This window comes from Frigoribacterium sp. ME-P-080 (genome assembly GCF_030209595.1).
In the GTDB taxonomy this organism is placed as follows: Bacteria; Actinomycetota; Actinomycetes; order Actinomycetales; family Microbacteriaceae; genus Frigoribacterium.
Genome location: NZ_JARVRR010000007.1, coordinates 90,504 through 110,882 on the forward strand (window position 1 = coordinate 90,504; position 20,379 = coordinate 110,882).

23 protein-coding genes and 1 tRNA gene are annotated in these 20,379 nt (G+C 63.6%); 7 read left to right on the plus strand and 17 right to left on the minus strand.

Going from position 1 to position 20,379, the window contains the following annotated elements:
* Positions 1-158 precede the first annotated feature (158 nt).
* The gene (locus QRN23_RS12405) at positions 159-458 is read left to right on the plus strand and encodes a hypothetical protein (protein ID WP_056047292.1); all 300 of its coding nucleotides are present in this window, start codon (positions 159-161) and stop codon (positions 456-458) included.
* 206 nt (positions 459-664) lie between these two features.
* Here the strand turns inward: QRN23_RS12405 and QRN23_RS15480 are convergent, their stop codons facing one another.
* On the minus strand, positions 665-1,936 hold the full coding sequence (locus QRN23_RS15480) for a tyrosine-type recombinase/integrase (RefSeq protein ID WP_350224704.1): 1,272 nt from the start codon (positions 1,934-1,936) through the stop codon (positions 665-667).
* A gap of 307 nt (positions 1,937-2,243) precedes the next feature.
* Between QRN23_RS15480 and QRN23_RS12410 the strand changes: the two genes are divergently transcribed.
* Both QRN23_RS12410 and QRN23_RS12415 read left to right on the plus strand, forming a co-directional pair.
* Positions 2,244-2,849, plus strand: coding sequence for a YPYG domain-containing protein (locus tag QRN23_RS12410; protein ID WP_285063682.1), 606 nt, complete (start codon positions 2,244-2,246; stop codon positions 2,847-2,849).
* Positions 2,850-2,851: 2 nt separating this feature from the next.
* Complete coding sequence (locus QRN23_RS12415; RefSeq protein ID WP_285063683.1) at positions 2,852-3,556, plus strand: hypothetical protein; 705 nt, start codon at positions 2,852-2,854, stop codon at positions 3,554-3,556.
* 650 nt (positions 3,557-4,206) lie between these two features.
* Here the strand turns inward: QRN23_RS12415 and QRN23_RS12420 are convergent.
* Positions 4,207-5,055, minus strand: coding sequence for a RelA/SpoT domain-containing protein (locus tag QRN23_RS12420; RefSeq protein ID WP_285063684.1), 849 nt, complete (start codon positions 5,053-5,055; stop codon positions 4,207-4,209).
* Positions 5,056-5,162: 107 nt separating this feature from the next.
* Between QRN23_RS12420 and QRN23_RS12425 the strand changes: the two genes are divergently transcribed.
* Positions 5,163-5,747, plus strand: a complete 585-nt coding sequence (locus tag QRN23_RS12425) for a GntR family transcriptional regulator (protein ID WP_285063685.1) — start codon at positions 5,163-5,165, stop codon at positions 5,745-5,747.
* A gap of 63 nt (positions 5,748-5,810) precedes the next feature.
* Here the strand turns inward: QRN23_RS12425 and QRN23_RS12430 are convergent, their stop codons facing one another.
* From QRN23_RS12430 to QRN23_RS12480, 11 genes are all read right to left on the minus strand, one after another.
* Positions 5,811-6,227 carry a DUF6941 family protein gene (locus QRN23_RS12430; protein ID WP_502874817.1) on the minus strand — a complete coding sequence of 139 codons (417 nt, stop codon included), beginning with the start codon at positions 6,225-6,227 and terminating at the stop codon, positions 5,811-5,813.
* Entirely contained in the window at positions 6,227-6,619 is a 393-nt protein-coding gene (locus QRN23_RS12435) for a hypothetical protein (RefSeq protein ID WP_285063687.1), read from the minus strand. Before QRN23_RS12435 ends, QRN23_RS12430 begins: the two co-directional genes overlap by 1 nt.
* Positions 6,598-7,011 carry a hypothetical protein gene (locus QRN23_RS12440; RefSeq protein ID WP_285063688.1) on the minus strand — a complete coding sequence of 138 codons (414 nt, stop codon included), beginning with the start codon at positions 7,009-7,011 and terminating at the stop codon, positions 6,598-6,600. The genes QRN23_RS12435 and QRN23_RS12440 overlap by 22 nt, the downstream gene beginning before the upstream one ends.
* Before the next feature lie 185 nt (positions 7,012-7,196).
* Entirely contained in the window at positions 7,197-9,401 is a 2,205-nt protein-coding gene (locus QRN23_RS12445; protein WP_285063689.1) for a tape measure protein, read from the minus strand.
* A 91-nt stretch (positions 9,402-9,492) separates the two neighbouring features.
* Positions 9,493-9,828 (minus strand): hypothetical protein, encoded by a 336-nt coding sequence (locus tag QRN23_RS12450; RefSeq protein ID WP_285063690.1) that lies wholly within the window; start codon positions 9,826-9,828, stop codon positions 9,493-9,495.
* A gap of 3 nt (positions 9,829-9,831) precedes the next feature.
* Positions 9,832-10,428, minus strand: a complete 597-nt coding sequence (locus QRN23_RS12455; protein ID WP_285063691.1) for a hypothetical protein — start codon at positions 10,426-10,428, stop codon at positions 9,832-9,834.
* A gap of 11 nt (positions 10,429-10,439) precedes the next feature.
* Positions 10,440-10,826 (minus strand): helix-turn-helix domain-containing protein, encoded by a 387-nt coding sequence (locus tag QRN23_RS12460; protein ID WP_285063692.1) that lies wholly within the window; start codon positions 10,824-10,826, stop codon positions 10,440-10,442.
* Positions 10,827-10,967: 141 nt separating this feature from the next.
* Complete coding sequence (locus QRN23_RS12465; RefSeq protein ID WP_285063693.1) at positions 10,968-11,249, minus strand: hypothetical protein; 282 nt, start codon at positions 11,247-11,249, stop codon at positions 10,968-10,970.
* Positions 11,250-11,260: 11 nt separating this feature from the next.
* Entirely contained in the window at positions 11,261-12,523 is a 1,263-nt protein-coding gene (locus tag QRN23_RS12470) for an AAA family ATPase (RefSeq protein ID WP_285063694.1), read from the minus strand.
* Positions 12,520-12,948, minus strand: coding sequence for a hypothetical protein (locus QRN23_RS12475; RefSeq protein ID WP_285063695.1), 429 nt, complete (start codon positions 12,946-12,948; stop codon positions 12,520-12,522). Before QRN23_RS12475 ends, QRN23_RS12470 begins: the two co-directional genes overlap by 4 nt.
* A gap of 189 nt (positions 12,949-13,137) precedes the next feature.
* Positions 13,138-13,521: a hypothetical protein gene (locus tag QRN23_RS12480; protein WP_285063696.1), complete on the minus strand. Its 384-nt coding sequence runs from the start codon at positions 13,519-13,521 to the stop codon at positions 13,138-13,140.
* A 680-nt stretch (positions 13,522-14,201) separates the two neighbouring features.
* Between QRN23_RS12480 and QRN23_RS12485 the strand changes: the two genes are divergently transcribed.
* Complete coding sequence (locus QRN23_RS12485; RefSeq protein WP_285063697.1) at positions 14,202-14,756, plus strand: helix-turn-helix domain-containing protein; 555 nt, start codon at positions 14,202-14,204, stop codon at positions 14,754-14,756.
* Positions 14,757-14,758: 2 nt separating this feature from the next.
* Entirely contained in the window at positions 14,759-15,865 is a 1,107-nt protein-coding gene (locus QRN23_RS12490; RefSeq protein WP_285063698.1) for a tyrosine-type recombinase/integrase, read from the plus strand.
* 43 nt (positions 15,866-15,908) lie between these two features.
* Here the strand turns inward: QRN23_RS12490 and QRN23_RS12495 are convergent.
* The 3 genes from QRN23_RS12495 to serS form a co-directional block, all read right to left on the minus strand.
* A tRNA-Ser gene (locus tag QRN23_RS12495) sits at positions 15,909-15,993 on the minus strand.
* Positions 15,994-16,111: 118 nt separating this feature from the next.
* The gene (locus QRN23_RS12500; protein ID WP_236556913.1) at positions 16,112-16,966 is read right to left on the minus strand and encodes an HAD family hydrolase; all 855 of its coding nucleotides are present in this window, start codon (positions 16,964-16,966) and stop codon (positions 16,112-16,114) included.
* Positions 16,963-18,228, minus strand: coding sequence for a serine--tRNA ligase (gene serS / locus QRN23_RS12505; RefSeq protein ID WP_123571955.1), 1,266 nt, complete (start codon positions 18,226-18,228; stop codon positions 16,963-16,965). The genes QRN23_RS12500 and serS overlap by 4 nt, the downstream gene beginning before the upstream one ends.
* Before the next feature lie 98 nt (positions 18,229-18,326).
* Between serS and QRN23_RS12510 the strand changes: the two genes are divergently transcribed.
* The gene (locus QRN23_RS12510; RefSeq protein WP_056227383.1) at positions 18,327-19,352 is read left to right on the plus strand and encodes a diacylglycerol/lipid kinase family protein; all 1,026 of its coding nucleotides are present in this window, start codon (positions 18,327-18,329) and stop codon (positions 19,350-19,352) included.
* Between the two features lie 51 nt (positions 19,353-19,403).
* On the opposite strand, the gene pheA is transcribed toward QRN23_RS12510, so the two are convergent.
* Positions 19,404-20,357, minus strand: a complete 954-nt coding sequence (pheA, locus tag QRN23_RS12515) for a prephenate dehydratase (RefSeq protein ID WP_123571956.1) — start codon at positions 20,355-20,357, stop codon at positions 19,404-19,406.
* Between the last annotated feature and the right edge of the window lie 22 nt (positions 20,358-20,379).

Sequence of the window (20,379 nt, forward strand, 5' to 3'; positions counted from 1 at the left end):
CCACTTCGGGGGCCACGGGGGTCGGAGAGGGCCTCTGGCGGGGTTCCGGGCACGGCACCCGAGGAGGTCGTCACGGCGGCCCTCGCGGCGGCCGACCTGGGAGACTGGACGGGCGGTCGCGGACGCTCCCGCGCGCGCACCAGGCCCGGGAGGACCACATGAACGGCGAGACCAACCGAGACGCGTGGCGGGACTCCGTCGAGACCTGGCTCAAGGGCGACGAGCGCAACGACGTCTTCGACGGCTACCTCGACTGGTACCGCGCGCCGGTGATGGCCGACACCGACGACTGGACCCGCGACTTCTTCGTGCTGCCGGCCGTCGGTTCGGACGTGCTGCACAAGCACGCGGGCTTCGTCGACGGCGACGCCGCCGTCTCGGTCGACGACACCACCTGGCGCGATCTCAGCACCCTGATCGGCGAGGCCTTCGCGACCTACGCCGCCGCCAAGGCCTAGGAGGCACGGGTCGCGTCAGTCGCGGAACGCGCGACCCGTCTGGCGGAGGGCGTGGGATTCGAACCCACCCCAACAGCGTCCGGCTTCGTCAATCATTACCTAAATGCCCGTACTTACGGGTTACCCGGACGCACTTCGGTTTGTCACTCTCCTGTTCGATCTTGTCGGTTGTGGGCATTCCGTGGGCAAGCCCGCCAGATATCGCGCTAGTAGTCACGAGTCCCCTCGATGAGGCTTTGCAGGCTCAGCAAGGCTTGCCCCAGCCGCCCTGTCTCTCCCGTCGACCTGTAAGCCCGAGTCATCGCAGCAGTTGAGTGACCAACGATGTCCATGGTCACGACTTCGGGAACACCAGCCTCATAGAACAGGGTCACCGCGGTGTGCCGGGCGTCATGCAGACGGGCCTGGGGCACCTGCAGTCCACGGAGCAAGTTTTTCCACGCACGATTGTCCACGGAGGGGTCGATAGGCGCGCCCGTCACAACCGATCCGGTCCACATCAGCCCGTGCGGATTGGCCTCAGTCATGGCAAGTTCGCGCCTCGCCTCGAAAGCAATGCGGAGGGAGCCGACGAGAGGCACTTGCCGCCACCCCGCTGCCGACTTGGGACGGGTCAGCCACAGTCCCCCAGTGAGGTGACGACTCTCGAACCCCGCAGGCGCGACTACGCGCTTGTCAGGGCAGTCGGCCCCTCGATTCCACCCGCACCTTCCGCCACATCCGTGTGTCCAGGTCAGTCGCTGCAACTGCCACGACAGGTCAAGCGAGTCACCAACGCGGTCTAGCTCGAGTCCTAGAAGCTCACCCTGCCTTGCGCCCGTCAGCAGCGCTGCCGCCCACCGCGACCCGAGACGGTCACTGCGAGAGGCATCGATGATGGTCCGAGCATGGTCTGCTGAAAGGACCGCAAGGTCAGGCCGTGTCTTCCGGGGAGGACGGACCTGCTTGGCTGCATCCCGGTACGTGTGTCCCTCTCGATGAGCAGCGGCGAGAGCTATGGCGAGAACACGGTAAGCGTGTAGCGCGGTGGTGGACGAGAGTCCTTTGTCGAGGACGGCGCTCGTGACGCCCCTGACGTCTGCTGCGCTCAGCTCAACAAGTGGGACCTGCCCAACCTGAGGCAGAAGGTGGTTGAGCACCGTGCTCTGATAGTTCGCCGCAGTCCGAGGCTTGACCTCCCGACCTGCGATCTCCACTAGCCAGTAGCGCAACCACTCACCCGTGCTGCCACTTGGAACGAGCGGGGGCGTCACCAACAGGGCGGGGACCTTGGGCCGGCGTATAGCGCTATCCCTGGCATGAATGGCTAGCTCAAGCTTTCGCAGCACGACTGCCCGATCCTTGGAGCGGAACACTTGCCGCCGTCGCTTGCCGTCTCCGGACCGGGGGAGGTCAAGGGCCGCCTTCCAATGCCGGAGGGGGGCACGCTCATCGGCTGGTACGCGGGAGAAGCTGCCAGTTCCTTTTGCTCGTCTCATACCTACGATCTAAGGGTTCTGGACGGCGCTGCCTCGGCCTGTTACGCCATGCGAAATGCAACTCGAGCAGGCGTGAATAGCTGACGATCTGAACTGACGATTAGCTACCCAGATCCGATGAGCAGTGTGACGACGCGTACCTGGGCCGCACCCCCCCTCTCCCCCCAGGCCACGGCCCTCGGGCGGCATAGTGCCTTTTCACACACGGATTGCGTCAGGTTGGCTGCAGCAGCCAGGACTCGACTTGAGGGTCTGTCATCCCTATAGTCAGGACACTCGTGACGGTTGTTGCGGCTTAGGGGGAACCGTGAAGAAGACCACTACCGCCAGCGTCGTCGCATGCCTCATGCTCGTGCTTGCCGGCTGTTCGGAGCCTGCCCCCCTGCCGCGGGTGCCCGATGTCGTGGGGATGGACGGAGCAGCCGCTGAGGACAGCTTGGCGGATTATGAGGTCGAGTTCGACGCTGGTGACGATCACGTCTTCATACGGTCGAACTGGAACGTCGACAGCATGGACCCGGCGGCGGGTTCTCCTCTTCAAGAGGGCGAGACGGTCGTTCTGAGCGTGAGCAAGCCTGACGCCGAGGAGTCTCCGGAGCCGAGTGAGACCAGTTCCACGCCAGCACCTACTGCGGCCCCAGTGCAACCTGCCGGACCGACCACCACTAGTAGTGGCCTAGACGCCGGCTGGGCTGTGACCGCCTGCGATCAGTATGGACAGGACACGTACGTCTACGGCTGGAATGGTGACTGGCTGATCGACGGCACGAGTCAGATCGTCGACGACAAGTGGTTCCTCAAAGCTGGTGCCGACATCACCAATGCTTTCGGGGCTGAACGTCGTGCCACCGTCGAATGCACGGTCGTCGGCTCGAACGGCGCACCGCTCGTCGAATCTTTCCTCGACTACTGATTATGAACGCCGACTTTCTTGCGGACCCCAACTTCTGGGAGTGGATCAGAACGCTCGGGGCTGCACTTCTGGGTGGAATCCTCGGCGGAGCTTTTACCCTTATTGCGCAAATACGTTCATCGAAGGATCAAAGCCGCCTAGAGGAATCGAGGCACCAGCACGAGGCGGAGGTGCGGAGAGGTGACCGCGTCCAGGAGGAGCAAGACGCCAAATTTCTTGAGTCTCGGAACAAGGCGTTCGACCTGTTTGAAGAGTATGTCTCGCTTCATCGCGAATTCCAGGATGCCGCGCCAAGCCCCGGGCAGATCGCGGGAGGTCGTTCGTATGTCCCCACATTTCGGACAATTTGGACGGGCGACCGGTCTCTGCGCATTGACGTTCTTCGAATCCTGGTCGCAGACAAGCTAACCCGCGATTACCTAGAGCGCTTAGGCATACTCATCGATGAATTGCCAACCTTGGACCCTCACTCGCCATACGGCTACGAGTGGTTCAGCACGTACAGAGTCGCCCTCTCTCTCTCCGCGGATGCTGTTTTCACGATGGCTCGCTACCTCCGACGTGAGTCATTCGCACCAGAGCATGAGGAGTCCATCCAGCGGTTAGAAGAACGACTGGCTGCAAGCCAGGCTCGGGAGGCTGCCGACCTGCAGGTGGCATATGAAGCCACCCTCGAGGAGCAGGAGCAATCCACGCACGAGCCTTGAGCCTCTTGTCAGAGGTAGGTGCAATGCTCCGAGGATGGGAGTCCGTGGGAGTGGCGAAGCAGCAAGGACGGCTCTGAGCAAACCGGTACCGAGCCATCCCCACGCGCACACACCAATGCCAGGTGCCCATGGCTTCTGGGTTATCCAGGTCAAGCCCGGCCCGCCACTTGGTTGGGTCACCGCACGCTCGGCCGGCAATGGCCCGCGCTACCACTGCTACGCGTACTGCCGGGACGCGTCAGGGCGTCGACCATGGCTGCTTGAGTTCGACAGCCTGAACAGCGCTGTCGCCTGGATGCTTCAGCATGAACCCGAGATCCGCGACCTCATCAGCCGATCCGATCGAGAGCCGGATGAAGGACAGGACTTTTAGTTCCGAATAGATGAGCCTCGCCTTTTCGTGCAAGGTCGAAAGAGAGGCTTTTAGCTAGCCGCGGCGACGTCGCGGCCTTGGAAGTAGCGCGAGTGAGTCTCCTGAACGGTGTCTAGAGAGTCGCTAATCAGCGACACAATCTCGATGTTCAAGTCTTGGCGCTCTCTTTCAAGCAGGAGACGCTGACGCATGGCCTCACGGTGACCGTCGACTCCCAGGTAGCTCGTCACGCGCCGCGTTCCGGACCGCCTGTTGTACTCGATTACAAATCCGGGCATTAGCTCAGCTCCCATTCCAATTGAACTCTAGTGAAGACACCCTCCAAGAACGCCAGCTGATCTACGACGAACTGATGGGTCTCAATTACTTGCTTGTCGAAAGCATCGATCTTGGACTGCGCGTCGCGGGCTTTTTGACGCTTTGACTCCGAAGGCGAGACGAGATCTGCAGCCACAAGTGGATCAACCTCTTCACGGCTTTTCATGACAGCAGACTCCATCAGTTCGTAATCCCGAATGAAGCTTGTCGAGATCGTCTGCAGGGTTTCGACGATCGTTCGGACAGTCTCATCTTGCGGAATGTCGCCGTAGCGAGTCTCTCGACCGAACACATCGGCAGCTCGCTCATATGCGTTAGCCCATGCGCCCTGCATGTACGTCCGAACCTGGACCTCGACTCGACCCACACCGGGGAACGTCAACCTGACGTGCATGGCTCGATAGCCGCTGTGATGCGTCTCTCGCAGATCCGAAATACTGTCGTTTTTCTGGCCGTAGGCATCGGCAATGGCCTTTGCAACTATCTCTTGTTGCACCAAAGTCATTCGCGCCTCGAAGCGAACACCCGCCACATCGTTGATGGTGGCAATGGTGTGGTTCGGCTGCCTGCGGAGCTTCTGCCGGAGAGTATCGATTGTCTTGGGGCGGGAACTGATTCGAAAATCGTTGTGACCGAGCAAGGCGGCCCAATCATAGGTCTGCAGCGCGACCAGCACCTCGGCGGCTAGATCGTTGTAGTAGACCATGACTTGGTCGTAGTCAGGCAAAGCGGGATGAGGAGCAGAGTCATCCCGGATGTGGTTGCTCAAGTCCTTGAGTTGCTTGTTGCTCCACGGGCGCTGTTCCACCTAGCCACTGTAGGGACTTTCGACGCGCTGAGCCACGAATTGTTCGCGAGGCGAGGGGCCACAATGGTCTTGACATATCAGACACACCATCGACTATTCTCAAGCCCATGCCGATCCCTCAGACCGAAGAAACCACCGGCCCTCGTCGACTCCTCCGCGATGTCGTGTTCGACAAGATGCTCGCCGCCATTGTTGACGGCACGCTCGAGCCGGGTGAGCGCTTGAACGACGACCAGCTCGTCAAATGGCTCGGAGTCTCCCGCACGCCTGTCCGTGAGGCGATCGCGCAGCTCCACAGCTACGGCCTGGTGGAGATCGAAGCGAACCGGTACACACGTGTGGCCGAGCAAGACGAGAGCGTCTACGCGGAGGCAGCCCAGTTGCTCGAGGGGCTGCACGACCTTGGGGCGAGGCTGGCGGCGGACAAGCTCGACGCAAGCAGCCGGAAAGCCATAGGCAAGTCGCTGGCCGCTGCGTCGAAGCAGATCAAAGCCCACGACCCCGCCGGCGCTGCAGCCCTCCTCGACGTGCGTGGCGAGCTGACCGCCGCTAGCGGGAATGCGCTTCTGATCGAAGCAGAAGGTCCACTCCGAACCCGTGTTCAATTCCTGAGTCCACGAGAATCGAATGCTTACGACTGGGCTGCACTTAAGTCTTCCGCGGAAGCCGTCGAGAAGTTCGTCAAGCTCTGATTCATATGGACTCTGGCGACTGAAGAGTGGCTTGGATAGCAGCCTTCGTGTGCCGCACCGTCCCTATCCTGTGCCTTCGATCAGGCTTACCCGAACCTTGATGAGAGCAGGCTCGAGATCGCCGAGGCTCACTCTAGCCGCGTAGAGACCGGGTGAAGGCAGCACGAGATCGGCGAAGGGTGAAGGCACGGGCGTATAGGTAGACACCTCGTCGTCCTCGATCTCGGTCGTGATGTGCCCCTGCAGCTCTGCGAGCACCTCGTCTGGCTCCTCTAATGTCGCCAACTTCACAATTTCGATCTTTAGAGGTACGGAGTCAGTCTCTTCCCCGGGTTCGAACTCAGGGACGACAAGGAGGCTTGCTCCCAGCCTTGCCGGGAACGATGATCGATTGATCTGATTGACAGGCATCCGCAGCGCGTTAAGTGAGCCCTCTTGCAATGTCATTGACTCGCAGAAAATGGCGACAGCGAGACGCATTAGACAACCGCCCCAGAGGGAACGAAACGTCGCCCGGACACCGCAAAAGACTCAGGAAATCGAGGACCGGACAGTAACTCGCTGACGAGAGCCGTCGAGGCATTGACGAGTCGAGCCGCCGCCGAGACAGGTGTCGACTCTTCGGCGAAGTTATCCCAATCCACGTTGAAATGAACGAGCCCATGCACTTGATCGACAGCTTCAACCCGTGCATAGCCCAACCAGTCGGGAGCATCTACTTCGGGCTGGTAGGCAACGATGCGCTCACCAACGACCGGCACTTGGGAGGCTTCCTCGAGAAGGGCGACGCTCCAATCCGGGTTCATGAAACTCACGCTGTTCGGGTCAACGACCACCTTGGCCGGAACCTTCACGAAGTCGAGGGTAAACATGCCGGGAACCTTCTCTCTTCTGTGTTGCTGAATACTGCTGCAAGTCTGGCAATCTCAAGCTCGTCGGTGGGATCTTGGATCACCACGTCGTAGTGGTGTTTTGGTTCGGTGCTCTCTTGGACATCAAAGCCTGCCCCCGTTAGGGCGGCGAGGCTCACGAAAGCCGCCCGCGGGGCCTTGCGTTTGCTTGATACGTATCCGCACAGCCGTTGAACCAAACTCTCTCGCTTTTCATTCTCCCCGGGCTCCATCCCCCAGACAGAGACGCTGTAAAGCAACGGACGATTCTGTGCTTGGCGTTGGCGATAGTCGGCCACTGCGTCTTTCACGAGGCGTTCTGCGTCCCAGCGCCATAGCCGCACGATGAGTGCAGATGGCCCGTTCGACGTCACGCAAAGACCATAGCGACATCACCCGAGGATTGCCTCCCCCGTTACGAGGGCCTGTGCTTGCCCAGGGACTGCGATCGCGGGGAGAAGTCTTGCCTTTCCTAGCCAATGCAGTTCGTAGCGACTATTCCGGACTGGACAGAGGCCACCCCCAAGGGTGGCCTCTGTGAATTCACTTGCAGGGTGGTCTAGCGCACTTGACGGCCCATGCGGTTGCTCATCTGCCCCTGCTGGTCGGCGGCTTGAATTTCACCGCGGACCCGTCCTAGGAACTCGCCACTGTCCAGCACGAGCGTGCCGACGAAAGCGCCGCCCGACGCGTTTCCGGTTGCATTGGACTGATCAAAGGCAGGAGCAGCCGCCATGCTCACTCGTGCCCGTGCGCTCAGGGGCGCGGTCTCGACTACTGGAGCAACAAGTGGCGGAGTGGCGGTGAGGCGTCCCATCGCGCTCGAAACAAGGCCGCCTGACTTGTCGAGACCATCAGCGAAGCCACGTCCGACCATGACGCCAATCTCGTCGCGGAAGACCCGAGACGGGGAGTTGATGTCCAATGCCCGTTCCGCCGCAGTGCGTGCAGCGTTTGCAAGCTCCGCAGCGCGAGCAGCGACCCGACCGATGCCCCCGACCATTCCGGCAATGAATCCGTCGACAAGGTTTCGGCCTGCACCGACCAAGAGAGATCCGGTGTTCCCAAGGGCAGAGACGGCTCGAGGGCCGAGCGTCGCGATAGTGGACACAGCACCGCTGATCCCACCCGAAATCACGGACCCAACGGTCGAAAGAGCATTCCGCACCGGTGTCGGCAGGCTGTTGAACACGCGGTCGAAGGCTGACCGGACCGCCTCGACCCCCGTTTCGACTGTCAACCGAATTGAGGTCAGTGCGTTTCGGAACGTGGAGGCCAGGTCGAAGATGAACCCGCCAATGGCTTGGATGACGGGGCCAAGCTTTCCCGACATGGCCTGCTCCACGAAGTTGACAGCCCCCTCCGTGCTGCTGAACGCATCCGCAAGTTGAGGCAGGAGTACCAGAGGGCCGGGGAGTGCGCCAAGCAGGAACGCGAGTGCGTCTCCGAGTCCCTTGAAGGCTGCAACGCGCTGATCGAGTCCGGTCGCATCGCTGTAGACCACATCCACGAGCTGACCGAAGAGGTCAATCAGGGGCGGCAGTGCTTGCGTGATCAGCGGTGTGATCGCGGGCAAAATCGGCAGCAGAGCCAACACCAGTTCGCCCAGCGCGGGGATGATCTGCGGCAGTGCGTCTGTGGCCGTATCGAGGAACGTCTCCGCGAGATCTTGGAGGCCGGGGAGGTTGTCGCTGATCGCCGGTCCGAGGACGTCAGCGACCTTGCCACCGAAGTCGCCAATGCCGCGGACGAGGGCGGGGATGTGCGGCCCGATCGTTTCGATCGCTTTGCCGATTCCGCCGAAGAAGTCGGCCAGTTTTCCGGGTTCCCCGTTGATAAAGCCGGAGATAGCGGTGCCGGCGTTCTCGATTGCCGGACCAACCCACGTGGAGAACTGGTCCGCGAAAGGTTGGGCCTTTTCGCTGAGCTTGTCGATAGCACCGGTCAAGCTGCCAAAGAAGGCGGGTGCAGCAGCTACGACCGGCTCAGTGAACTTCGCTCCAAAGCGGCCGAGGGCTGCCCCTAAGTTGGCTAAAGCACCCCGCGCAGTCTTGCCCGATGAAAGCGCCGCGCCACCTAGGCCGGTTTCCATGGCGTTGGCGAAGGTCTCGAAGCTGACCTTGCCTTCGCTGGCGAGGTTGGCGGCCTCCTCAGCGGTGACACCCATCTCTTTCGCCACGAACTGCAGGACCGGGACGCCCGCATCCTGAAGCTGAGCGATGACGTCGCCCTGCAACTTGCCCGATGCGGCGACCTTGTTGAAGATCGAACCCATTGAGCTGAGGTCAGTCCCTGCGATAGTTGCCGAGTCGGCCATCAGGCTGAGTACACGAGTCAGCTTCTCGCCAGGCTCAATGCCCGCAGCAACAGCACCAGCCGCAACCCCGGCAGCATCCCCCAGGCCGAACGCTGTGCCCTTGACCGAAGCGAGGGCGTTGTCCATGATCTGCTTGACGGCATCGCCGGAGTGGCCGAGGCCGGTCAGTTTCGCGGTGGCATCCTGGATGCTCAGAGACCGGTCGAGACCCTTCGTGAGCGCGACGCCAGCCGCAGCCCCAATGCCTGCAAAAGCGACACCACCAGCGATGGCGATGGGCTTAGCAATGGTTCCGAGAACGCTGGCGAGCCGACCGCCAAAGGCCTTGCCTCCCGCGTCTCCCGCGTCACCGAGGGACTGCGAGACGTTCTTGTCGACTGACTTGTTGAAGCCCTTGAATTGAGGGACGACCTCAACCCAGGCCTGGTAGTTGCTGGCTGCCGCCATGAGAGATCTCCCGTGCAGTAGGTCTGCTGCGGGAGATCAGCGATGAATGTGTGACTGATGTGGGCGGGCGCCCGGTGAAGAGGTGGAGGGGCTACCAGGCGGAGGGCAAATTGAGCGCTTTACGCAGTCCGTCCTCGAGGTCGGACCCGCTGCGGTGCGTAGCTGGGTGGTTACCTTCCCCGCGAATGACCATGCGCGGCTTCGCAGCAGATGAGGCCGCCAGCCATCCGGCGAGTGAACTCGCGGATTCGGCAAGAGATGCCTCATCGTCTCCTGTCAGGAAGCGGACGGCTTCGGGGGGCAACCCTGCCCGTCCTGCTATCTCGACACGTTGCGCAATCGCTCTGGTGAGGTCCGATGCACCGGACGAACTGCCGGCTGCGATGCGTTCGATCTCGGGGCTGTTCAGCCCGATGCCGTCTGCCATGTCTTAGAACCGTCCACCAAGCTCGCGCGGCAGCCGAACATCTGTGGGCGTGGCCAGGAGCTGGGCGAAGGTATCGGTGTCAAGCGGCCCATTCCCGCTTCCGTCTTCCTTGACCATTGCCCACAACTCGTGCAGGTCGGCCTCAGTCTCGGGGTGCTTGGCCACGTAGGCGTCGACGACGTTGATCCACATGCGGTCCGGCTCAAACGCGGCAGCAAGAATGGCGCGGGCGTGGAGGTTGTCACCAGACCGCTCGGAACGTTCGAGGGAGCGCAGTGCCTCTGCCTCATCCTTAAGCGTGTCTGCGCGCTGCTGCGAGTCACGGAACGCGATGACCGTGGACGAGTTCGCCGCCTCGCTAGGGCGCAGCCACAACCGGTTCTGCTCAATGCTGCTGCGGCGGGCCTCGAGCTGCTTGACCCGGTCGGCGTCGATCTTGGCTTTCGTGGCCAGCGCTCGGTCGTACTCCGCTTTGATCTCCCCGAGTTTGCCCTGATCGGACAGCATGCCGTCACCACGGATCTGTTCGATGCGAGCCTGGAACTCGCGGCTGTTGAGGTTGGCGTTCTGGTAGCTGGTGGAGCTAATCGGTGAAGGCATGGGTGTCGCTTTCAGTTGGGCCGGCGCGCGGCGATGTAGGTGAAGGCGTCCGGCAGGTCAATGACCCATTGCCGGTCTCTCTTTGTCGCCGGGAGTATTCCGCCAGCGATGTCGTTTCGGATGGTCCTTGGTGTCACCCCGAGCTGCTTTGCAAGATCCGTCGGGGTGACCCAGTTACTACGTTCCCGTCTTTCCTCCGACTGGCTTGCAGCTTTTCCCTCGACGGAATTGCGCCAGGTAAGGGCTGCTTGGTAGACCGCGAGAAGTACGGCGTACCCCTCCTCATCGCGTCCACGAGCTTTCACGCGCGCCGGTTCGAGTTGGCCTATCTGCCAGAGAATCGCGGCGTCTCGGCCCTCGAGAATTAGTGCTGGCTGCGTGAGATGGCGTGCTGTCATGACGCCTCCTGCTGCGGGACGAATGGGTTGTTTTGGCTCGACAGGGCAGCCCGTCGTTCTCGCCACAAGCTGTGCAGCTCATCAGCCAAGAGGCGCGTGTACGAGTGACGGGGCTGGTACGGGCGCGCAAGCCGGTTGCGTCTAGGCACGGTTGCCTCCTTCGGATTCGATGTCAGGTAGCGCGGCCAGCAAAGCGCGGACGTTGGATTGCAGGTCTTCCTCGAAGCCACCTCGGATGGCGAGGTCGTCGAGTGTGATGAGAAGCGTTCGGACGATTCCGTCGAGTACCTCCTGTGCCTCCACGACGTTGAGGTCATCAAGGGTGCTATCGATCTCTGCTTCCCTTGATTGCGTGTCTCGACGCAGCACGAGGCGCAAGGCGCTGCGCGAGGCAATGAGTTCGAGGCGGTTAAGCGGTTGCATCGGTCGCATGTTCAGGCCGTCCTAGCTGCGTGTTGAGTCAGATTGGTGGTGTCCTCGCACATCGGATGGATGCCGTGGTGAGAGACGGCCGGGTTGAGGCGAAGTCCGCAGGAACGACACAAAGCAACAGGTGAGTCAGCCTGTTGCGCAGTTGCTTCTGTTGCTTTTGTTGCTTTTAGGGGGTTAAGAGCAACAGAGGCAACAGGTGCAACAGATGTACGCACTGACGGAGCTGTTGCTTTCGGCAGATACGTCCCGTGCCCCGCCTTGTCGATGAGTCCGCGCTTGGCAGCTCGCGTCAGGTAGGTGCGGACTGCGTTGGCTGGCAGGTTCGTTTCGTCGGCGACGGCTGCAGGCTTGATGCCCTCGCTGTGGCGGCTCACGCACTCCACGACCGCGCCAATTGCTTCGCCAAGATCCACGTCGTCAGGCTTGTTCACGATGTCTGACACCGAAATGGTGGAGTCGCCTAGATAGTCCACGCGAGCTACCTGAGCCTGAGTCCCGTCGTCTACCGGGACTTGAGCCGAGACCAACTGGAAAGCAAACGAGTCGCCCCGGCTCTCGCTGTAGTTCGACTTGTCCACCGTGCCGACTCGCGCGCCGGTCTCTTCATCCGTAGCGAAGAGAATGACGCTGCGGGCGGTGTCTCGAAAGGCGTGGCTGCCGCTAAGTAGGTCGCGGGTGTCGCCCTGTCCCTTGCGGAAGTGCATGAGCGCGACGATCGCGACGTTCATCTCCCCCGCAAGGGTTGTGAAGGGGTTGAGCGCTTTCCGCACCTCGGATGTCTTGTCGAGGTTCGCGCCGTCCATCATCGAAGTCAGTGGGTCGACGATGATGAGTTTTGCGTTTGTCTCCTCGATCGCTTGACGAATCCGAGGGAGATCGTCCGCAATCGACGGCACTTCGCTTAGCTCCATTCCTTCGAGGTGCGTCTTGATGGTCATGGCGTTGATGCGGTCCATGGCGGCCTCTGCGGCGTCGAGACGGGGGCGCACGACGGTTCCGAGGTCGTCTTCGTGGCCTACTAGGAGGACGTTCTGGGGGCTGCCTTCGAACTCTCCTTGCAGCAGCCCCCTCGTGACGGCGCTCGCTAGCCAGAGTGAGAACGTGCTTTTTCCCTCGCCGCCTCTGCCGGCGAAGATCGTCGCGGTGCCCATCGGGATGCGTCCATTCCAGAGAAATGTCTGCCGTTGCGGGCGCACGAGAGATAAGGGAGTCAGGGCAAGCGTTCTCGTCGGCGGCTTGGCCGGCTGAGTGCTGTTTCGGGTCATGCGGTGTGGTCCTTGGTGTTCGGTTCGGGCCGGGAGAAACCCAAAGACTCGGAAATAGATGACATGCGTTGTTCGTGTCGGTCAGCTCGCTCGTGGTCGCCACGTATGCGGCTCAGGTCGGCAAAGCTCCGCGGATCGCTCTGAGGGGGTGGGATGCGTCGGCACATCTCGGCGTAGAGCCGGTCAGCCTCACGGTTGAGGTTGTCGACCTCGTTCTGGCGGGAGGCCTTGCCCTGCTCAAAGGCGAAGGTGAAGAACTGCAGAAGCGAGGGTGGAAGCTGGTACGCCTCGACCTCTCCGGTCAGCAAATCCACGCCCAACTGCTCGAGGTAGCGTTCCGCCCCTCGGCTCAGGGCGATTCGGTCTGGATACGTAAAAACGGGAGCCGACGCTTCACGCGCGGCTCCCGCCTTGTCACTCTCCATGCGGCTACCTACGGCCACTCCGACGCCACTGCGGACCGTTCTGCGCGCCCCGCAGCCGACAACAGCTGCACCGCCAGCTTCTTTGATTCAGAGGGCGTCAGATGCTCTGTAATCTCGTACCGGCTGTGGTTCGTAATGAGTACGACGGACTTCTGGTCGCCGTTCATGCCTGTTGTCACGGTCGCCATCTCACTGCACCCCCACGACGGTCATCGCTGCGAGGAAGCCCGCAACTTGTTCTTTCCGTTCACAGTTTCTCCGCAGCACCGGCGTCAAGGCGTGCGTGTTGTTCAGGTGGTCGGCAACACCCTGCGCGTCTTCATGGGCCTCGAGAATCTCCGCCATTTTGGAGACGGTGAGGGGGCTGGTGTCGGTACCCATAACCCCGTAGACAGCCCATCTGCCTTCATGCTCGAAGTAGTCGACCGAAAGCTGCCAGTCGTCGCCGTTCTGCTTCCAGGCGGTGAGGTAAGTGCCTGGTTCGAACTGGGCGTTGTCGATGATTGTGAGCGCGTCCACCGAAGTGGGGGCTGTCGCTTTGCCCGTGGCGGGTGCGATGATTGACTTAGACATTGGTTCTCCTGCTTCGTGATGGTTGCGTGGTGGACCTGGCCCCGTTCGCTCCTGCAAGAGCGGCGGGGTCGTTCTTTTTCTGAGTGGCCCAGATATGGGCCTTCCGAGACATTCGGAATGAGTAGGCCACAGACAAGAACCGACTGAGGAGCCGTGCTTGAGGCGCGGGCACCCAGATCGTGAACCCATCCGGCCAAGTGATCGAGACGTCACCTGGACTGAGGTTTCGAACAGCCTCATCCCCAGTTGGGTCGCGGTAAGTCAGCGAGTTGTAGTCGAGCGAATGGTCAGCTCCACTGAGGTTCACGTAGGTCAGGAAGCGTCCGCCGTCCCGGTTCGTGCTGTCGACTCCAACCACTCGCGGACTCGTCGCTCCGAGTACACGATGGTCTTCGGCGTAGGTACCAAGTACTCGGGTCCAGTGCCAAGAAATCGCAAGTTCTTGAGCCTGCTGGGTGTCATTCCAGGGATGAGCTGGCAGACATCGTCGTCGCTCAGGTAGCGATCGATCATCTGCGTCTGGCTTGAGGGCTGAGAAGCCACTTTGCCTCCGTTCGTCTGCAGGACACTGATTGTCTCTGCTGTACACAGACTACGCGCAGACGAAACTTGTGTCCAGTGGACAGAAGGTGTGTCGTCAAAACTATTCTTGCGCCCTAGTGACCACTAGAGTAGAGAGCGTGAGCATCAGAGCAAGTGACGGTTTCGGGGCACGGCTAGCCAAGTACAGGAAGATGGCCGGCTTCAGTGCCCGCGAGTTGAGCGACCGAATCAACGGCGAGATCTCGCGCGGAGTCATCGCCAACATCGAAAGCGGACGCAAAACTGACGTCACTGTCGATCAGATGCTGACTTTGGCTTGGGCGCTCGACATTCCGCCCGTGGCACTCGCGCTACCCCTCGAGGAGCCCGAGCGATTCGTGGCACTTGCAAAGACACCGACAGGCACTGAGGCAGTTCGCTCGCGCTACCTCATGAGCTGGTTCCTTGGACAGCCGAACTCAGCTCTGCATGAAAAGACACTCGGCCCAGGACGGGGCTACGCCAACTCGCTCATCAAGGCCCTCGACCGGTACACGTGGGAGGAAGCCGCAGTCCGCCTCCGCGAGCACGAGTACGACAACGGCGAAGCTCACCAGCCGTACGTGGAGGAAGCGCGCGAAATGCTCAGTAAGACCCGGCAAGAGCTGCGTGACCTTGGCGTCGACTTGCAGAACTTCAAGATCGACGACTAGCCGTGGGAAGCGTCACCCCCTATGAAACCGCAGCCGGCAAGCGCTATCGCGTCCGCTACCGCACCCCAGAACACCGACAGACCGACAAGCGTGGCTTCAGAACAAAACGCGATGCGGACCTCTTCCTGGCGTCCGTGGAGGTCGCCAAGGCTCGCGGAGAGTTCGTGCAGCCCGCCGACGCGCGTGAGACCATCGGCACCCTTGGCCCGCCGTGGCTGTCGAACCAGTCGCATCTAAAGCCATCGTCACTGCGGCCCCTTGAGATCGCGTGGCGGCTCTATGTCGAGCCTCGGTGGGGCGCACGCAAGGTCAGCGAAATCCGCCACAGCGATGTCCAGACGTGGGTCAGCGACCTGTCACGGGAGCGTGGCGCTACGACCGTGCTTCGCGTGTACGGCGTCCTGGCAGCGATTCTCGACGTGGCGGTGAAGGATCGCCGGCTGCTGAGCAACCCTGCCCGAGGTATCAACCTCCCTCGCAAGACGAAGAAGGAACACGTCTACCTGACTCACGACCAGGTGTCAGCCCTTGCCATGGCTGCAGGTGATCGCGGCACACTCGTCCTCACTCTCGCCTACTGCGGCCTCCGCTGGGGAGAGGCCGTGGGCCTGCGCGTTAAGGATCTCGACATGGTCCGACGTCGAATCAATGTCACGGTCAACGCCGTCGAGGTCGGTGACCGCATCGAGGTCGGGACTCCCAAGACGCACAAACGCCGCAGCGTCCCGTTCCCGGCCCTCTTGGCCCTTCCGCTTGCCCAGCAGTGCGAAGGTAAGACTGAGGACGATCTGGTCTTCAGCAGCCGCCACGGAACTCACGAGCGCCGGTCGCACAACGGGCACGGCTGGTTCCCCGCTGCTGTAACTTCAGCCGGCCTACCGCCGATCACTCCACACACGCTCCGACACACTGCTGCAAGCCTCGCCGTCAGCGCAGGCGCGAACGTAAAAGCCGTGCAACGGATGCTCGGGCACGCGTCTGCCTCAATGACCCTCGACGTGTACTCGGACCTGTTCGACGACGACCTTGACGCCGTAGCCGAGCGTTTGGATCAGAGACTGGCGAACACAGTTGTGGGCAAACTGTGGGCAAGCCGAGCCGATAAGTGAGCCAACCCCTCGGAAAAGCGGGGACGTTCCGGGATCTAGCGTGCGGAGGGCGTGGGATTCGAACCCACGAGACATCTCTGCCCACTTGTTTTCAAGACAAGCTCCATCGGCCGCTCGGACAGCCCTCCCGGTGGCCGGACGAGCTACGCCGCCACGATGTGATCACTGCGCCACTTTCAACCGTGGCGTCGTGTTCATGTCGTGGCGGGATGCACGCATCGGGCAACCGGGGCCGAGTCTACCGACTCAGAGCGTCGCGAGCACCTCGGCGAGCCCGTCGTCCAGGTCGCTCGACGTCTGCTCGCTGGCCACCGCGGCGACGTCGTCGGGTGCCTGGCCCATGGCGACCCCGCGCCCCTCGGCCGCGGCCCAGCGCAGCATGTCGATGTCGTTGCGTCCGTCGCCGGCGGCCAGGACCTGCGACCGCGGCACGTCGAGCCACTGCCGCACGCGCTCGAGGGCGGTCGCCTTCGTGACGCCGTCCGGGGCGATGTCGAGCCAGGCCGTCCAGCCGACGTTGTAGTTCACGTGCTGGAGGCCCATGCGCTCGACGGCCGTGAGGAAGTCCTCGGTGTCGTGGTCGGGCGAGACGACGACCACGCGGGTCGCCGGCCGGCCGACGAGGTCGTCGAACTCGACCTTCTCGGCGTTCAGTGCCGCCGCCGCCGCGGGGAACGACCCGCAGTACCGGAGCAGCCCCTCTTGGTCTTCGACGGCGTACCCGGCCCCCGCGTCGGCCAGGGCCTCGCGGATCGTCGACAGCACCTGGGTCGGGTCGAACTCCTCGACGTGCACGCGGCGGTACCCCGTCGGAGCCGACTCGTCACGGCCCAGGGTGATCGCACCGTTCGCGCAGACGACGTAGTCCGAGACGAGACCGAGACGCTCCATGACGGGCAGCGTCATCGACACCGAGCGTCCGGTCGCGATCATGACCTGGTGACCCTGGTCGTGGAGGCGCGTGATCTCGCCGAGGACGGCCTCGGAGATGGTGCCGTCCTCGGGCATGATCGTGCCGTCGACGTCGAGCGCGACCAGCCAGCGGTCGGCGGCGGCCACGGGCTCGTCGCCGGGCCGGGGTGCGGCTGCGGCCTGGCTCACGCGACCGGCTCGATGACCTCGAGGCCACCGAGGTAGCCGCGCAGCGCCTCGGGCACGACCACCGAACCGTCGGCCTGCTGGTGCGTCTCGAGGATCGCGACGAGCCACCGCGTGGTCGCGAGGGTGCCGTTGAGCGTCGCGACGGGAGCCGTCTTGCCGCTCTCGGTGCGGTAGCGGGTGTCGAGGCGGCGTGCCTGGAAGGTGGTGCAGTTCGACGTGCTGCTCAGCTCGCGGTAGGTGCCCTGCGTCGGCACCCAGGCCTCGATGTCGAACTTGCGTGCGGCGCTCGAACCGAGGTCGCCGGCGGCGACGTCGATGACGCGGTAGGTGAGGCCGAGGGCCTGCAGCATGCTCTCCTGGAACCCGACGAGGGCGTCGTGCTCGGCCTCTGCCTGGTCGGGGTGCACGTAGCTGAACATCTCGAGCTTGTTGAACTGGTGCACGCGGAGGATGCCCCGGTTGTCCTTGCCGGCGGCACCGGCCTCGCGGCGGTAGCAGGTCGACCAACCGGCGTAGCGGATCGGGCCCGCCTCGACGTCGAGGATCTCGTCGGAGTGGTAGCCGGCGAGCGCGACCTCGCTCGTGCCGGTCAGGTAGAGGTCGTCGGCGGGCAGGTGGTAGACCTCGTCGGCGTGGGAGCCCAGGAACCCGGTGCCGGCCATGACCTCGGGTCGCACCAGCGTCGGGGTGATCAGCGGCGTGAAGTCGTTCTCCAGGGCGAGGTCGAGGGCCATGTTCATCAGGCCGAGCTCGAGGCGCGCACCGATGCCGCGCAGGAAGTAGAAGCGCGAGCCCGAGACCTTGGTGCCGCGCTTGATGTCGATCGCGCCGAGCTTCTCGCCGAGGTCGGCGTGGTCGAGGGCCTCGAAGTCGAAGGAGGGGCGGGTGCCGTGCTCACGGAGCGTCACGAAGTTCTCTTCGCCGCCCGAGGGCACGCCGTCGATGATCAGGTTGCCGATGCCGCGCGCGGCCGCGTCGAAGACCGCATCGGCCTCGTTCGAAGCGGCCTGCGCCTCCTTCACGCGGGCGGCGAGCTGCTGCGCCTGCGCGACCAGGGCCTTCTTCTCGTCTTTCGGCGCCTTGGCGACGGTCTTGCCGAAGGCGTTCTGCTCGGCGCGCAGGTCTTCGAAGGCGGCGATCGCCGCGCGGCGGGCCTGGTCGGCCGCCACCGCGTCGTCGACCAGCGACTCGGAGTCGCCCCGGGCCCGCTGGCTCTGCTTGACGAGGTCGGGGGATTCACGAAGCAACTGGGGATCGATCACCCGCCCATCCTAAGCAACGGCACCCGCGCGGCCGACGTTCTGCACAGAGCCTTCGCCTTCCCGTTACCTGACGGGGGTGCGTCCAATACGCTCGCCCCATGACCGCCACCTCCCCCTCCCCCGCCGAGCACGCCTCGGCATCCGAGCCCGAGACGGCTCGCCAGACCGCCGCGGTCGTCTACAACCCGATCAAGGTCGACCTCGACGCCATCAAGACGGCCGTCGGGCGCCACGAGTTCTCGAACGGCTGGGCCCCCACGAAGTTCTACGAGACCAGCAAGGAAGACCCGGGCGGCGAGGTGACGAAGCAGGCCCTCGCCGAGGGCGTCGACATGGTGATCGCCGCGGGGGGCGACGGCACGGTGCGTGCCGTGGCCGAGGCCCTGCAGGGCACCGACGCGTCCCTCGCCCTGCTGCCCTCGGGCACGGGCAACCTGTTGGCCCGCAACCTCGAGCTCTCGCTCGACAACCTCGACGACTCGATCGCGACGGCGTTCAGCGGTCGCGACCGTGACATCGACCTCGGCGTCGTCGACGTCGAGCGTGAGGACGGCTCGCGCGAGACCAAGGCGTTCGTCGTCATGGCGGGCGTCGGCCTCGACGCGAAGATGCTCGCGAACACCAACGACGAGCTGAAGAAGCGCGTCGGGTGGCTCGCCTACGTCGACGCCATCGCCCGCGCGCTCCGCGACGACAACAAGATCGACGTCCGGTACGAGCTCGACGACCAGGGCCGCAAGTCGATGCGCGCCCACACGATCATCGTCGGCAACTGCGGCCTGCTGCCCGCCAACATCATGCTGCTGCCCGACGCGGCGATCGACGACGGCATCTTCGACATCGTCGCCCTGCGCCCCGAGGGCTTCTTCGGCTGGGTGCAGATCTGGGTCAAGATCGTGTGGGAGAACGGCGTCATGCGCCGCACCCAGGTCGGCCGCCGCATCCTCGCCGCCAACAGCCGCGAGGTGCGCACCCTGCGCTACAACAAGGGCAAGAAGCTCGTGGTCCGCCTCGACTCCCCCCAGGACTTCGAGATCGACGGCGACTCCGTCGGCAAGGTCGTCGCCCTGCGTGCGGTCGTCGACCCGGGCGGCCTGACCGTCCGCGTGCCGGCCGACGCCTGATCGGCACGGGCGGCCGGCCGAGCGAGGCCGGTCGTCATCGCAGGCCGCTGATCAGCGCAGGCCGCTGATCAGCCCGCGCAGCCAGTCGCGGGCGTCGACGAAGGCCTCGTCGTCGTACCGCGGCGAGACCTCGGCCGGGGCGCCGTCGGCACGAGGGTACGACCCGAGGAACATCACGCTCGGGCTGAAGCGCTTCAGCCCGAGCAGGGCGTCGGCCACGCGTTCGTCGAGCACGTGCCCCTCGAGGTCGATGACGAACCGGTAGCGCCCGAGGGCGTCGCCGATCGGCCGCGACTGGATGAGGCTGAGGTTGATGCCGCGGGTCGCGAACTGCTCGAGCATGTCGACCAGTGCCCCCGAGCCGTCGGCCGGCAGCTCGACGATCAGGCTGGTCTTGTCGGCACCGGTCGCGGGCGGCACGGGCACCGTCCGGCTGACCAGCACGAAGCGCGTGACGGCCTGGTCGTTGTCGCCGATGTCGCGGGCGAGCACCTCGAGGTCGTGGTGGTCGGTGATGCCGGGAGGCGCGACCGCGGCGTCCGCGGAGCCCCCGGCGCCGCCCGGCTCGAGCAGCGAGGCGGCGGCGGCCACGTTCGACGAGGCCGGCAGGTGACCGTGGCCGGGCAGGTTGCGTTCGAGCCATCGGTGGGTCTGCGCGTAGGCGACCGGGTGCGCGTTGACGACTCGCACCTCCTCGATGCGGGTGCCCGGCCGGGCGACGAGCACGAAGTTGACGCGCACCAGGTACTCGCCGACGATGCGGAGGCCCGGCACCGTGGCGAGGGCGTCCTGCGTCGCACTGACCCCGCCCTCGACGCTGTTCTCGATCGCGATCATCGCGGCCGTGCTGACGCCCGAGACGACGTCGGCCAGGGCCTCGCCGACGTTGTTGACGCTCTTCCAGGTGGCCCCGACGGCCTCGGGCACCTGCTTGAGCGCCGCCTCGGTGAACGTGCCCGCGGGCCCGAGGTAGCTGTAGGTCGTCGAGGAGGCGCGGGTCGGCATGACGAGGAGCCTACTGAGAGCC